Source organism: Caulifigura coniformis (assembly GCF_007745175.1).
GTDB lineage: Bacteria > Planctomycetota > Planctomycetia > Planctomycetales > Planctomycetaceae > Caulifigura > Caulifigura coniformis.
The window spans coordinates 782,774-797,555 of the sequence record NZ_CP036271.1; the positions used below are offsets into that span (position 1 = coordinate 782,774).

Consider the following 14,782-nt stretch of genomic DNA (forward strand, 5'->3'; position numbering starts at 1 on the left):
ATTGTCAAGTCATCAAACCAGATCAAAACCTCTCGGCTTCACGCCGGATCAAATGAATCATCACTCTGACGGGAGAATTGAAGTGGCCCAGTTGAAGACAGCTGCGAGAAGGCTCGCGTTTACGCTGATTGAACTGTTGGTCGTGATCGCGATCATCGCGATCCTGATCGCCCTGCTGCTACCGGCCGTTCAGCAGGCCCGCGAGGCGGCTCGTCGGACGCAGTGCAAGAACAATCTCAAGCAGATTGGTCTCGCCCTGCACAACTACATCAGCACCTGCAACGAAATGTTGCCGAACGGCGGCGGAACACTGAGCGGTTATCCGAACGACCATTCCCCGCTCTGCAAGCTGCTGCCGTATTGCGATCAGGCCAACCTGCAGAATCTCGTCGATTTCGGAATTCAGATGGGGCACCCGGCGTCGGTGGCGCTGCCCGCAGCCCTGCGGCCTGTTGCAAGGACTCCGATTCCGATGTTCCTGTGTCCCTCGGACCCGGCTCCCTCGGTGACGCCCTTCACCACCAACCAGACCGACAATGTGATGTACTCAGGGTCGAACTACCTGGGCAATCAGAGCGACGGGACGCTGACCACTCCGGCGCAGACTCATCCGATCAATCCGGGGAACGGCCTGTTCTGGGTCGGCGGGAGTGTCCGAATCGCCTGGTGCACGGATGGAACGTCGAACACGATCGCATTCGCTGAAACCTGTCGCGGCGATGGCATTCGCACGCCCAACACAAACCCGATCACAGATCCCCGGAAGTATCGTGCATTCGGCGTGTCGGATGTGTACGCCTACGTCGACACCGGCACGGGAGCACACACGCATTGGGATGGCGGACGCGGAACCACCTGGCTCCGCAGCACGGTCCCCGAGGGGGGCATCATGAACGGCTATCTCGTCCCGAACAGCAAATCGCCCGATGCCATCATCGGATCGACAAAACTCACCGCCTCCCGAAGCTGGCACACCGGCGGAGCGCATGCTGTGTTTATGGACGGCAGCGTTCGATTCCTGGGCGACTCGGTCGACAAAACCACCTATCGCGGAGCATGGACTCGGAGCGGCGGCGAAGTCCTGGGCGAGTTCTAACGCCCCCGTGTTCGTCTTCGTCGGGAACGAGTCACGTCGCTCATGGGGCGTCGCGGCCTCGTTCCTCCTGGATGCTGGCGTGGCGACGAGTTTCGGAGTTGCGATGAGCTGGTTGAGTGCGGTGTCCGGCCTGATTCTCGTCTCCGTCCTTGCCGTGACCGGCGACCTGCATGCGGGCGACCGGTTGAAAGTGGGGTCCCGGGTTCAAGGCAATCTGATCGATGCGCGTCCGACATCATTCGACGTCGACGCGGGCGAAGGAGACTACGTCAAGGGGACGATTCGCGGTGACGGGCTCACGCTCCGGCTGGTCGACCGTGAGGGAAATCCGGTTCGGACATTGGTTCGAGGTTCCACCAGCGAGCAGGAGTTCATGTTCGTCGCCGGCGCGCTGGTCCCTTATCGCCTCGACGTCAGCGGGCGGAATGACCAGTCGTTTCAGATCTCGATTGACCTCCTGACGGCGAGGCAGGACCAGCACACTCCTCCGAGTTCACTGGAAAGTCCCCGCCTGCAGCGCCTTGCCTCGAGTGTGGATGACCCCGGCGCCGTCGAGGAATTCTGGCAGGAACGCCGACGTGAAGGGGGGCCGATCGTCGAGTACAGCGATGCACTGCCGTCCCTTGGCAAGGAAACGGCGCTCGTGACCTTTCTTTGGCGCGGAGCGAAGCGAGGGGTGAGACTTTTTGGCGCGCCCTCCAACGATCACGATGACATGTCGCATCTCGCTCGGACCGATGTGTGGTACCGCAGTTATCAGGTGCCGGCCTCGGCGCGGATCGGATACAAGCTCGCCCCTGACGTGCCGGAACTCGATGCGTCGGCAACGGTTCGCCGTCGTGCGATCCTCGCGACGGCCCAGCGGGACCCGTTGAACCCGAAGTCGTTTGCCGCCGACGGCGCTGAAGATGTCTTCGCGGGTGAATCTCTCCTCGAACTCCGCGACGCGCCGGCTGCCGAGTGGCTGACGCCGCCGGCGGACGCTCCGCGGGGAGAGGTCACACGGCATCGCCTTGCGAGCACAGTTTTGGGGAACGAGAGGAACATTTTTCTTTACCGGCCGAACGACTCCCGCGGCGACACAGCGAACGGGCTCGTCGTGTGCTTCGATGGCGAGAAATGTGTCGACGAAATGCAGGTGCCGGCAGTTCTGGACGCACTGATCGCGGCGAAGAAGATTCCACCAACAGCCGCGATCCTGATTGGAAATCCAAGCACTCAGACCCGTTCCGCAGAGCTTCCGCCGAACCGCGCGTTCATCTCATTCCTGTCGGAAGAGCTGATGCCCTGGGCCGCCTCGCAGAAAGTTTCTGCCGACGCTTCACGCACCGTCCTGACCGGGGCCAGCTATGGAGGACTTGCAGCCGCGTACTATTCGTTGGAACTGCCACAACTGTTCGGCAATGCGTCGTGTCAGTCGGGATCCTTCTGGTGGTCCCCGGGCTCGGGCCCCGGGCGGGAGGCCGGCGAACCGGGGTGGCTGAATCGCGAATTCGCGAGTCGATCACGCGTGCCGGTGAAGTTCTACCTGGAAGCGGGGACATTCGAAGTCAGTCAGCGATCGGCCGGAATTCTTCCGATGACCCGCCATCTTCGGGACGTACTGACGGCCAAAGGCTACGACGTGCAATACGCCGAGTACGCCGGCGGACACGGCTATGTCTACTGGCGACACACCTTCGCCAACGGGCTGATTGCTCTCCTCGGACGCGATGAGCGAGAGTGAACGTGAGTGAGACAACTGCAACAACCGCCTCCGGGCCCCGATTGTATCCCGTCGTCTGGCGCTGGCATTTCTATGGCGGGCTCTTCACGGCCCCCATTGTCTGGATTCTCGCGATCACAGGTGCGCTTTATGCCTTCCGGACCGAGTTGACCGCCTGGCGCGACCATGACCTGAGAATCGTGACGCCAAGCGGTGAACGGCTTCCGTATGACCAGTTGATCGAAATGGCACGTGAGCAGTCGGGCGCTCACGAGATCGAGGCGCTGGCGGCGTATCCTGAACCCGATCGGTCGATCAAGTTCGTCGGGCACGTGGACAGTGCCGGGCCTGCGGCAGGACACGAGCGCCACCTGCTGATCTACATCGATCCCTACACCGGAAAGATGCTCGGGTCGCGATTCGAAGATGAGGACTTCTTCGAGATCGTGCTCGACCTGCACCGGACACTGTTGATGGGCTCCACCGGGCGGATTCTCGCCGAACTGGCGACGAGCTGGGGGGTGGTCCTGATTGCGACCGGAGTCTTCCTGTGGTGGCCGCGAGGCAAACGCAACGTCGGCGTCTGGATGCCACGGGTTCGTGGAAAGCTCTATGCGGTCCTGCGAGACTGGCATGCGGTCACCGGAGCCTACCTGGCGCCGTTGATCCTGCTGGTCGCCGGCACGGGCTTGTTCTTCACGCTGGTCTGGGGAACGTCCTGGAACACGGCCGCGCAAAAGCTGGGCCAATGGCCCGCTCGATGGATGGGACCGCCGCCGAAGTGCCAGGCGCCCGCCGAAGGAGCGTCGCGAGTTTCCGTCGACACCGTCGTCCGCACATTCGTCCAGCACAGCCGTCCCGGGGACGCGATTCTTTATCGGTTTCCGCCGTCTCCGGACATCGCGCACCGTGCGTTCTTCATGCAGGATGAAGACAAGAACTCGTTGCGGATGGTGAGCATCGATCCCTTCACCGGCACGCTGATCGACGTCCTGCAGGTGAGCGACCTGCCTCTCATGTTCCAGATGCGCGTGTGGTCAGTCTCGATCCACATGGGGCAGATTCTGGGGACGCCGACGAAGATCCTGGCCCTGATCGCGAGTGCTGGATTGTTCTTGCTGTCGTTGACCGGCGTCTGGATGTGGTGGAAACGCCGACCCACTGGTCGATCCGGTTTTCCCCGCCGGCCCTCTCCGGGCAATCTTCCCCGGTGGGGATGGGCCCTGATCGTTGTGTGCGGTATCGCAATGCCGGTGGTCGGACTGTCGTTCGTTGTCGTCTCCCTCCTGGACTGGATTCTGTTACGACGGCAGGTCCGTGCAGCGGCGGATTAGCGCGGTTTTCGACCTGGCGGATCGTGTGGAGCTCACGGCGTTCGCGTCAGGGGACACCTGCACTGCGGCGACGGGCCCGCGTTGGCACAACATGACGAAACTCCAGCTCCTGGAGAAGACGTTCGATCAGGGCACAATTTTTGCGCGAGACTTGAGGTCGAACCGATCTCCGGGCTTCAGGAAGTACCAGGGGTCTTCGCCCTCCCTCCGTGGCCGGCGTGGATCGGTGACGACGACGTCGCTCTCGCCGATGACTTCAAACTGGTCTCCCTGGACGACGATCGCGGTCTTCTCATCGACCCCGAGGCCGAGCAGTTCCGGATGCTTTTCGACGACCGGTGCGAGATCCGGAATTCGCTTGCGGCGAATGACATGCTGGTCAATCGCGACATCCTTCAGGAGGGCGAAGCCTTCTTCGTGCCCGGGCGACATCATGACCTGGTTTCCTTCGACCGCGCCCCGCACGAGGTAAGAACCCTGGATCGTCGCGCCGGCCGAGGTTCCTCCCACGACGCCGCCGCGGGTGAGCACGTCCAGTACAGCGGCTTGGGTCCGTGTTCCGAGATAGGCGTCCGCGAGGCGCCACTGACGGCCGCCACCGAACCAGACGCCCCGGGCAGTTTGAAGCGGCTTCACAAACTCGGCGGAGTCGGCCACTCCGCGGTCGCGGGTGTGCAGCACTGTGACGTTCTTCGCTCCCCGGGAGCGGAGCAGCTGCGCGCCTCCCGACTTGTCATCAAATTCGTCCTGCTCGCCAGCCGTGGGGATCACCACGATCGGCGATTCGGGGCCGCCGGCCAGTTCGATGAACCGCGTGGAGATCACGCCGTCCTTGCCGTCTCCTCCGCCCCCGGCGATTACCAGCGCTCCCTTCGGCGGGCCGATGGCTGTTTCGGCCTGGCTTGTGATCGGGATCGCGAGCCCCAGAAGCATCGCCCAGATTCCGCTTCGCGTCATCGCTGTCGCTCCGATGTGCGTCATTCCCGCTCGGCCCACACGCGAACACCGTCGTCATCGATCATCACATGGATCACGTTCGGGCAGCAGCAGACAGGACAATCCTCGACGTATTCCTGATCCTCACCGGCCGAAGCGTCAATCGGCACGACGATCTCTTCGCCGCAGGAATCACACGTATAGGAGGCTTCGTCCTGCATGGTCTTTCGGGGCTGGACCTGTCGCCGGACAGCATCACGAGTGCGTCGTCGAGATGTCAAAGCTGTCGCTCGGGAACAGGATTCCCAGGGGTCGAGCCCGTAGTACACTGGTCGACCAGGAGGCTTCAGCTCTCGTTCGTTCTTGTGCGCAGAGGACGTGATGGGTCACACGATTCTGAATCGGGCAGGGCTTTTGTCCCTGGCCGTGGGTTGTCTGTTGATCGGAGAGTCGCTGTTCGCTCAGTCAGTCGGGCCGCGCAAGTGGAAGGACCTGACCGGCAAGTTCGAGATCGAGGCGACGTATGTCAGCTTCGAGGGAGGCAAGGTCACGCTGAAGCAGACCGACGGTGAGGTTGTCGAGATCCCGATCAGTCAGCTCTCACCCGCCGACGTGCAGTATGTGCTCAAAGAGAAGTCGGGTGTGTCGCTCTCGATTCCCGGCGTATCGCCGGACGAAGAAGCGAAATCCGCGACCGGGCCGACTGCCGCCGCGATCCGCTGGGCGGGTGTGCCCGAGCTTTCACTGCCTGCAAAGAACAACTGGGGCGCTATCAGGATTGAGCCCCCCGTGGTCAAGAAGGCGAAATCCTCGCGACTGCCGAACACGCGGGATTTCGTGTTCGAGAAGTTCACGAACTTTGTCGCTGGTCGGGGATTTGCGATTGCGGGCTACAACTTTCCAGAGCCGCATTCGTTCGGGAAAAAAGGGACGACGCGCCTGGTGCGCGTGAATCTCGAATCGGGCAAGGTCGAAGGAACGATCATCACGGACGGCATCTTTTCGCTGATGGATGTTTCTCCCAGCGGTGAAGAACTGGTGATGCGGGTGGAATCTCCGAATGCGGGGAAATCGACGGATCTCGAGATCTGGCGGCCCGCCGGCAAAACAGTCGAACGGAAGAAGGCCTTCGCGCCGTTTGTCGACGGAGATCAGTTCTTCCAGCAGGTCGAAATGGCGCTGCTGGGAGTGAACGGACGACTGGTCGTCACCAGCTACGGAGAGCGGGCCGGAATCATCGATGTCGAGACCGGCAATCCGATCGCGACAACGCCCAAGGCTCATGGGGCGTGCCTGTCGCCCGATCGCAAATACGCGGCCATCCTGGGCGACTCGCTGTTCATCGTGGACCTCGCCAGCGGAGAGACGCTCGCGAGCCTTCCGGTGAATCTGAGTTCCGGCGGGGTCGTTGCGTTCAGTCCGGATGGCAAACGGCTTGCGGCTCAGAGCGGCCTGTCGCTCACCGTCTGGGATCTCAGCACCGGCGAAACCTACAGGGAAGAAGTTCTGCCGGGTGGCGCGACCGCCAGCAATGAACGCTTTGCCTGGACGTCACCCAACCACATTCTGGTCGGCGAAACCCTGTTCGACCTCGAGAACCATCTGCCGCTGTGGCGATACAGCGGCGTCGACAACTCCCTGTCGTACGGAGCGTCGACTCTCGTCCTCACCCACTTTGGTCAGCAGACTCCGGTGCTGACCGCGGTAACACTCCCGCACCCGGCTGCGGTCGCCATGGCCAGGCAGGCTCTGGCGTCGGGCAACCTGTTCGCTGTGAGGCCCGGGACGTCGGTCAGCGTGGACGTCAGTGCGATTCCAGACGCCGGCGAGCAGGCCAGGGCGAAATCAGGACTCGAATCACGGCTGATCGCAGCGGGTCTCAAACCCGTGACAGGAGGCCCGATCGTTTTGAAGGCCTCGGTCGAAACGTCGAGCAGCCAGCGGGTGTTTCGGAGACTGGGAACTCTGGATGCTCCAGAGAGCGTGACGGTGACCGAGTACATTGCGAAGGTCGAGATGCTGGTCGACGGCAAGAGTGCCTGGCAGAACGCATCCCGAACGGGTGGGGCGCTGTCGCTGATGACAACCGGGAACGAGTCGCTCCAGGACGCCGCTTCGAAATCGAGCCGGCCCAACTATGGCTTCTTCTCCGAGGTCAAGCTGCCGCAGTATGTGCTCCGGCCGGGAGGCGCGGGACATCTGGGAGCGGACTCGGTGGCCCCGTAGGCCGGCGCCGGCTTGTTGGGAATCCCCGCCCCACCGTCTGGATCTGTCCCCGCGCCGGACATGATTCACAAGGGTTCTCTTCGCGATACACTCATGGCTGCTGACTGTGGCTCATCCCAGATTCGTTTCTTCGCGGGGGGAAGACGATGTCCTGGTGGAATCAGCGTTTGTTGGTGTGCGGTGCATGCACTTTCGTCGTGACGCTTTCGGTGAGTGGCGGCTCGTTGTTCGCGCAGGCTCCACAGCCGCGGAAGTGGAAAGACGCCACCAACAAGTTCGAGATCGAGGCGACGTTCGTCAGTGAAGTGAACGGACTCGTCACTCTGAGGCAGACCAATGGGGAAAACGTCGAAATCCAGCTGAAGGAACTCTCTTCCGCGGACATCGCGTACATCCGCAAGGAACGGACCAACAGCAAAAGTCCGTTCAAGGCGAAGCCCGACGCGTCCCCGTTCGAGCCGAAGTCACGTGGCCGCATGCCCGCGAAGGACGCCGAACAATCGCGTGCATCGAACCCGACCGGACCCGCATCCATACCAGTGAACTGGGATGAGGCAACGCTCCTCGCCGCGCCGGGCGCGTCCGAATGGAAAGCGCCGGCGATCGAGCCGGAGGCGAAACGCAAATCGAAGTCTTCGCAGATCCCGCCCAAGCGCGATTTCGCGGAGAAGCTGACCCACATCGCCACGGGAGAGGGCTTCGCCATTCTGGGCTACATCGAGCCGGTGTCCCGCAGTCGGGCCGATTCCGGGAAGACCCGGCTGGTACGGGTGAACCTCGAAACGGGCAAGACGGAAGGAACCATCCTCGTCGAAGGGGTCTATGCCCTGATGGATGTCTCTCCGAATGGAGAAGAGTTCCTGATGCGGGAAGAGGCCGAACATGGTCAGCCCGGTTCGGTCCTGGAGATCTGGAAGCCGGCTGGAAAGGAGATCGAACGCCTGAAGGCGTTTAGTCCGCTGGAATCGGAGAAGAGCCAGAATAAGGTCCAGGTCGCCCTCCTGGGGGTCAATGGGCGGGCCGTCGTTGCGAACTACGGCAACCGGGGCGGGATCTTCAACATTGCTGATGGCCAGGCGCTGACCACTGCCCAGAAGGTTTACTCGGCCTGCCTGTCTCCTGACAAAAAGTACGCTGCGATCCTTACCGATTCGCTCCTCGTCGTGGACCTGGAAAGCGGTGACACGATCGCCAGCCTTCCGACAACGCTGAAGCATGGAGCGGTGCTGGCGTTCAGCCCGGACGGGAAGCGGCTGGCGGCCGGGTTCTCCAGCGCGATCACCGCCTGGGACCTGGCGACGGGAGAGGTCTATCGCGACGAGATCATCTCTGGCGTCACGGCAGTCCAGACTCTCCCCTTTCTCTGGACGTCGCCCACGCATCTGCTGGTCGGGATGACGCTGGTCGACCTGGAGAATCATCTGCCATTGTGGACCTACGTCGGAGCGGAACGGGCGGCGAACTACGGAGGCGCCACGCTGCTGGCGGCCGATCGGGCCGGGCAGGCGGGGGCGCTCGTCTCGACAGACCTGCCCCATCCGGCGGCGACGACCGCGCTGAAACAGGCCCTCGGGTCGCCAGGGCTGTTCGCCGTCAAACCGGGGACGCCGGTGAGCATCGACGTCAGCGGCCTGCCGGATGCGGCCGAGCAGGAAAAGGTGAAATCGGCTCTCGAGACACAACTGGCCGCCGCCGGTCTCAAGTCGACGCCCGGCGCTCCGGTCACGCTGAAAGCGACTCTCACCAGCGCCAGCAAGGAGGAGCAGTATCGGGTGCTGGGGGCCGGTCTCGAGACGCGCTCCGTCAATGTCACCCGATATACGTCGAAGGTCGAACTGGTTGCAGGGGGCCAGACGGCGTGGCAGTCATCGTCCGGATCAGGGCCGTCATTCCTCGTGCGGCCGAAGGCGGACGAAACGCTCGAGGACGCGATCCGCAATTCGAGCAAGCCGAACTACGACTTCTTCTCGAAAGTCTCAATCCCGCATTACGTGATGCAGCCGGGGAAAACGTCGCTCGGCACGAGCAATGTCGCGGGATTCTGAGGGCCTCCCCGGAAACCAGGGGAGGCATCCCCCTCCCGGAATGATCCAGGTTTGAGGCGGCCTTTGTAGAATCGGGCGGTTTCGCGGCCGGCCAGCAACGGGATCGTTTCGTGCGCATTGATGCTCATCAGCACTTCTGGAAGATCGGGATGTTCCAGGCCGCGTGGCTGGAACAGCCGTCCCACCGGGCCATCTCCCGGGACTACCTTCCCGCTGATCTCGCGCCGCATTTGAAGGCGACGGGAATCGACCGGACGGTTTTCGTGCAGACGCAGCACGATCTGGCGGAGAACCGCTGGGTGCTGGGCCTCGCGGACGGGCAGGACTTTATCGCGGGAGTGGTGGGTTGGATCGACCTGGCCAGTCCGGAGTGCGAGGAGCAGCTTCTCGAGTTCCGGAAGCATCCGAAGGCCTGCGGCATCCGGCATGTGACGCATGACGAACCGGACGTCGATTTCATCGTCCGGCCCGAAGTGCTTCGGGGCCTGAAGACGCTGGAGAAGCACCGCGTGCCGTTCGACCTGCTCTTCTTCATCGAGCACCTGCCTCATGCGGCAACGGTGGCCGATCACTGCCCCGAACTGCCGCTGGTGATCGACCACCTGGCGAAACCGAAGATCAAGGCACGTTCGATGGCCGACTGGGAGCCGCATTTCCGCGCGGCGGCGAAGCGGCCGAACGTGTACTGCAAGCTGTCAGGGATGGTCACGGAGGCCGACTGGCAGCACTGGAAGGCCGCGGACCTGAAACCGTATGTCGACGTGGCCCTGGAGTGTTTCGGTCCGGAACGGCTGATGTTCGGGACGGACTGGCCGGTGTGCGAACTGGCAGGGAGCTACGAAGAGGTTTATGGGGCGATGGACGAACTGCTGGGCGGGCTGAGCGGTCCCGAGCGGGAACGGATTTTCGGGGGCACGGCACAGGAGTTTTACGGGCTTCGGGTGTGACCGGGCCTCTTGGGGAACCACGGAACACACGGCAACAGTTCTGATGAGGAATCTCTGAATGGGCTACCAGAACTGAGATTCGGACCTCCCTGCGGTCACGAGAAACGGGGCCAGCATGACGAGCACCCAGCCCGAGATGGCAGAGATCGGCTCCAGTTCACGAACGACAATGCCATCGACACTCACCCTGGTGGCCAGCCAGTCGGAACCGGAAAAGGCGATCAGCAGGAATCCAGAGACGATTGCAATCGCGCCGTAGCCGAAACCCGCTGCGAGTCGTCGTTGAAATGGCAGCATCCGAAGTGTGATCCCGATCGGGGCGATGACGAGAACTGCGATTGCGCTGAAGGCTGCTCCGAACGCCATCTGAATGGGAATGAAAATGACGGGATTGTCGTAAAACGCGGTGGCCGCAGCGATCAGATAGCTGACCGTACCGAGCCAGATTGAGGCTGCGACCTGGAACACCGCACTCATGATTCGCTGATTCTGCGAGCGTGGTTTCGAACGAACTTCCCTGCTCGGCGGCGCTCGTGCGCCGGTCCACTGAGGGCATGCGCCTCCGCACCGTTGCCGGCGGCCTGCCTGCTCGGGACACTGCTCCCAACGCAGGATAGCCTCCGACGCTCCGGCGGCACGATGATCCTCTGCATTCTGACGATTTACGAAGGCCTTTCCGGCGATGTGGCAGTTCTGGCTTGATGTTGGCGGCACGTTCACCGATTGCATTGCCCGTCGCCCCGATGGCGAAATCGTGACGCACAAGACGCTCAGCTCGGGAGTCGTCAAAGGACGAGTGGGACGCCTGGTCAGTGCCACGTCCTGGATCGACCCGGGCAAGGCCGGCGATCCGCAGGGGCTGTGGATCGGCTGGAAGGCCTCGTTCGGCGGCGATCCGGTCGAGGTGACGGGCTTCGATTCGGCGACCGGCGAGATGCAGGTGGCCTCGCCCCCGGAGATGACTCCCCAGGCCGGGATGCAGTACGAACTGCGCTGCGGGAGCGAGGCGCCCATTGTCGCCATCCGCTATCTGCTCGGGCTGTCGCCAAAGGACGTCATCCCGCCAGTCGACGTCCGGCTGGGGACGACGCGCGGGACGAACGCACTGCTCGAGCGAAAGGGGGCCAGGGTGGCCTTCGTCGTCACCAAAGGTTTCAAGGATGTGCTCCTGATCGGCAACCAGGACCGTCCGAGGCTGTTCGACCTGACGATCAGGAAGCCGCAGCCACTCTTCAGCACGGTCGTCGAGATTGACGAGCGACTGGACGCCGACGGCAAAGTGCTCGTCGCCCCCAATCGGGACACGCTGAAGAAGCAGTTTGAGGAGCTGCGGCGGTCGAACGTCGATTCCCTGGCGATCTGCCTGCTGCATGCGTATCTGAACCCGGCACACGAGCAGCTGGTGGAGGAAGCCGCGCGCGCGGCGGGCTTCGATGAGATCAGCGTGTCGTCGCAGGTGTCGCCGCTGATCAAGCTGGTGAGCCGCGGGGATACCACCGTTCTCGATGCCTATCTGAATCCGATTCTGCGGCGGTATGTGTCCTCGCTGCGGCGCGACCTGGGCGAGACGACGCGGCTGAGGCTGATGACATCGGCCGGAGGTCTCGTAGAGGCGGGGAAGTTCTCTGGAAAAGACAGCATTCTTTCCGGGCCGGCGGGAGGCGTCATCGGCTACGCACGGGTCGGCGAGCAGGCCGGGTTTCCACGAACGATCGGCTTCGACATGGGGGGGACGAGCACCGACGTCTCCCGTTACGACGGCCAGTTCGACTACGAATATGAAACCCAGAAGGCCGGCGTGCGGATGGCCGTGCCGACGCTTGCCGTCGAGACCGTTGCCGCCGGCGGGGGCAGCATCTGCCGGTTCGACGGCGTGAAGCTCGTTGTCGGCCCCGAGAGCGCCGGGGCCGACCCTGGGCCCGCTTGTTATGGCCGCAGCGGGCCGCTGACGATGACCGACGTCAACCTGTCGCTCGGGCGACTCTTGCCGCACCGGTTCCCGTTCCTGCTGGACACGGCCGCCGTGGCGAAGCGGCTGGGGGATGTGTGCACCGCGGTCAACGCGGGGTCCGCCGGGAAAGACAAGGTACCTGAGGAAGTCGCGGCCGGATTTGTCGACGTCGCCAACGCGAACATGGCCCGGGCGATCCGGCGCATCTCGACCGCCAAGGGCTATGACCCATCCGAGTACGCGCTCGTCTGTTTCGGCGGCGCTGGCGGACTGCATGCCTGCGCGATGGCGCGTGAACTGCGGATGAAGCAGGTCTTCCTGCATCCGTTCGCAGGCCTCTTGAGCGCCTATGGAATGGGCGTGGCCGATGTGCGACGGCATGCCGAGCAGTCGGTCCTACAGCCACTGAATGCGTCGACGCTCGACGCGATCGCCGGCTCCGCCGCCGAACTCTCGGCCAGGCTGGTGAGCGACATTGTGTCCGAAGGGATTCCGGCCGATCGTGTGCAGGCTCGGCGAACGCTCGACCTGCGCTACAAGGGCGTGGAAGCGGTCATCAACGTGCCGTGGATCGACGGCGCAGACCCGGCGGTGGAGTACGAGAAGCAGCACGAGCGGCTGTACGGCTACAAGCGCCCGGGGCGGCCGATTGAGGTGTCCGTGCTGCGTGTGGAAGCGGTCGGCGGATGGAAATCGGAAGGCCTCCCGAAGCAGGAGAGCGTTGCGCGGCAGATCGAACCGAAAGAGCGGACACGCGCCTGGACGGGAAGCGGTTGGGCCGATGTGCCGGTGTTCGTCCGCGAGCAACTCCATGCCGGGGACACCTTCCGCGGTCCAGCGATCTTCTGCGAGCCGACATCGACGATCTGGGTGGAAGAGGGATTCGAGGCGAAGATCCTGCCGCGGGGCGAGATTCTGCTCAACGATGTCCGCGGGGCAGCGGTGGGTGAGCAGGCCAGCCGGGCGGACCTGGAGACGGCCGATCCGGTGCTGCTGGAGGTGTTCAACAACCAGTTCGCTTCGATCGCGGAACAGATGGGGCTGACGCTGCAGCGGACGTCGGTGTCGACGAATGTGAAGGAGCGACTCGACTTCAGCTGCGCCGTATTCGATGCCGCGGGTCAGCTGATCGTCAACGCGCCGCATATCCCCGTGCACCTCGGGGCGATGGGCGAAACGGTGCGTCGGATCATCAGCGATAACCCCGATCTCGCGCCGGGCGATGTGTACGTCACGAACGACCCCTATCGCGGAGGATCGCACCTGCCGGACGTGACCGTCGTGACGCCGGTCCATTCCGACTCGGGCGAATTGCGGTTCTTCACGGCCAGCCGGGCGCATCATGCAGAGATCGGTGGAATCGCCCCGGGAAGCATGCCGCCATTCTCGAAGACGCTCGCCGACGAAGGCGTTCTGATCCGGAACTTCAAACTGGTCGACAAGGGGACATCCCGCGAAGACGATCTCAAGGCGTTACTACTGAGCGGCGCTCACCCCACCAGAAACGTGGGCGACAACCTCGCGGACATCGCCGCCCAGGCGGCCGCAAACAAGGCCGGGGCAACGCTGCTACTGGATCTCATCGGCCAGCGAGGCTGGCCGATTGTCTCCGCTTACATGCGGCATATCCGCGAATCGGCATCGAAGAAGATGCGGCTCGCGCTCGCGAAGATGCCCGATGGCGATTACCGGCGAATCGACCACCTCGACGACGGATCTCCCATCGCGGTGAACGTCACGATCACTGGCGAGTCGGCGCGGGTCGATTTCAGCGGAACGGGCCCAGTGCTGAAAACGAACCTGAACGCGAACCGGGCGATCGTGCGGGCAGCGGTGCTCTATGTCTACCGCTGCCTGATCAACGAAGACATCCCGCTGAACGACGGCGTCCTCGAGCCAGTGGAGATTGTCCTTCCGGAATGTCTCCTCAGCCCACCCGCCAATGATGACCCGTCGCAGTGCGCGGCGATCGTCGGGGGGAATGTCGAGACCTCCCAGCGGGTGGTTGACGTTCTCCTTGGCGCGCTCGGCCTCGCGGCTGCGAGCCAGGGAACGATGAACAACCTGACCTTCGGGAACACGACCTTCGGCTACTACGAGACGATTTGCGGCGGAAGCGGCGCGACGGCGGACAGCGACGGCGCGGACGCCGTGCATACGCACATGACGAATACGCGGCTGACGGACGCCGAGATCATCGAGCGGCGGTACCCGATCCGGTTGCACGAATTCGGCATCCGCCAGGGAAGCGGTGGAACAGGCGAGCATCGCGGTGGAGCGGGCATCGTCCGTCGGATCGAATTCCTGGCGCCGCTGTCTCTGTCGATTCTCGCCCAGCGGCGCGGGAAGTTCTCGCCGTTCGGTCTGAATGGCGGAGGGGATGGCGCCATCGGCCGAAATCTGTTGACCCGTGCGTCATCGAACGTCGAGACGGACGTCGGAGGCGCGATCCAGACGACCGTCGAGCCGGGAGACCGGCTGACGATCGAGACGCCAGGGGGCGGGGGGTATGGAACAGCCTGAGCCAGAACGCCGTCGTCTG

Annotated in this window: 10 protein-coding genes; 7 read left to right on the top strand and 3 right to left on the bottom strand. The window is 63.3% G+C overall.

Translation table 11 applies throughout. The annotated features are described in order from the left end of the window. The first annotated feature begins 82 nt into the window (after positions 1-82). From Pan44_RS03125 to Pan44_RS03135, 3 genes are all read left to right on the top strand, one after another. Positions 83-1,096, top strand: coding sequence for a DUF1559 domain-containing protein (locus Pan44_RS03125; protein WP_231754210.1), 1,014 nt, complete (start codon positions 83-85; stop codon positions 1,094-1,096). Between the two features lie 103 nt (positions 1,097-1,199). Continuing rightward, positions 1,200-2,822 (top strand): alpha/beta hydrolase-fold protein, encoded by a 1,623-nt coding sequence (locus tag Pan44_RS03130; protein ID WP_197453797.1) that lies wholly within the window; start codon positions 1,200-1,202, stop codon positions 2,820-2,822. A gap of 2 nt (positions 2,823-2,824) precedes the next feature. Then, entirely contained in the window at positions 2,825-4,135 is a 1,311-nt protein-coding gene (locus Pan44_RS03135; RefSeq protein ID WP_145027159.1) for a PepSY-associated TM helix domain-containing protein, read from the top strand. A 126-nt stretch (positions 4,136-4,261) separates the two neighbouring features. Here the strand turns inward: Pan44_RS03135 and Pan44_RS03140 are convergent, their stop codons facing one another. Continuing rightward, entirely contained in the window at positions 4,262-5,092 is an 831-nt protein-coding gene (locus Pan44_RS03140) for a cyanophycinase (protein ID WP_145027161.1), read from the bottom strand. Between the two features lie 20 nt (positions 5,093-5,112). Continuing rightward, entirely contained in the window at positions 5,113-5,292 is a 180-nt protein-coding gene (locus Pan44_RS03145; protein WP_145027163.1) for a CPXCG motif-containing cysteine-rich protein, read from the bottom strand. Positions 5,293-5,452: 160 nt separating this feature from the next. Here Pan44_RS03145 and Pan44_RS03150 point away from each other — a divergent pair, with 160 nt between their 5' ends. The 3 genes from Pan44_RS03150 to Pan44_RS03160 all read left to right on the top strand — a co-directional run bounded on the left by Pan44_RS03150 (position 5,453) and on the right by Pan44_RS03160 (position 10,289). Then, complete coding sequence (locus Pan44_RS03150; protein WP_145027165.1) at positions 5,453-7,297, top strand: SHD1 domain-containing protein; 1,845 nt, start codon at positions 5,453-5,455, stop codon at positions 7,295-7,297. A gap of 197 nt (positions 7,298-7,494) precedes the next feature. After that, positions 7,495-9,342, top strand: a complete 1,848-nt coding sequence (locus tag Pan44_RS03155) for an SHD1 domain-containing protein (RefSeq protein WP_197453798.1) — start codon at positions 7,495-7,497, stop codon at positions 9,340-9,342. Between the two features lie 110 nt (positions 9,343-9,452). Next, entirely contained in the window at positions 9,453-10,289 is an 837-nt protein-coding gene (locus Pan44_RS03160) for an amidohydrolase family protein (protein WP_231754211.1), read from the top strand. Positions 10,290-10,352: 63 nt separating this feature from the next. Here Pan44_RS03160 and Pan44_RS03165 read toward each other — a convergent pair whose 3' ends face one another. Next, positions 10,353-10,766: a hypothetical protein gene (locus Pan44_RS03165; RefSeq protein ID WP_145027170.1), complete on the bottom strand. Its 414-nt coding sequence runs from the start codon at positions 10,764-10,766 to the stop codon at positions 10,353-10,355. Positions 10,767-10,971: 205 nt separating this feature from the next. Here Pan44_RS03165 and Pan44_RS03170 point away from each other — a divergent pair, with 205 nt between their 5' ends. After that, positions 10,972-14,763: a hydantoinase B/oxoprolinase family protein gene (locus Pan44_RS03170; protein ID WP_145027172.1), complete on the top strand. Its 3,792-nt coding sequence runs from the start codon at positions 10,972-10,974 to the stop codon at positions 14,761-14,763. Positions 14,764-14,782: the final 19 nt, after the last annotated feature.

What these genes read in the sequence shown, in the direction of transcription:
- Pan44_RS03130 (WP_197453797.1), top strand. Translation starts at nt 1,200, where the DNA reads ATGAGCTGGTTGAGTGCGGTGTCCGGCCTGATTCTCGTCTCCGTCCTT.
- Pan44_RS03150 (WP_145027165.1), top strand. Translation starts at nt 5,453, where the DNA reads ATGGGTCACACGATTCTGAATCGGGCAGGGCTTTTGTCCCTGGCCGTG.
- Pan44_RS03145 (WP_145027163.1), bottom strand. Translation starts at nt 5,292, where the DNA reads ATGCAGGACGAAGCCTCCTATACGTGTGATTCCTGCGGCGAAGAGATC.
- Pan44_RS03165 (WP_145027170.1), bottom strand. Translation starts at nt 10,766, where the DNA reads ATGAGTGCGGTGTTCCAGGTCGCAGCCTCAATCTGGCTCGGTACGGTC.
- Pan44_RS03140 (WP_145027161.1), bottom strand. Translation starts at nt 5,092, where the DNA reads ATGACGCGAAGCGGAATCTGGGCGATGCTTCTGGGGCTCGCGATCCCG.
- Pan44_RS03170 (WP_145027172.1), top strand. Translation starts at nt 10,972, where the DNA reads ATGTGGCAGTTCTGGCTTGATGTTGGCGGCACGTTCACCGATTGCATT.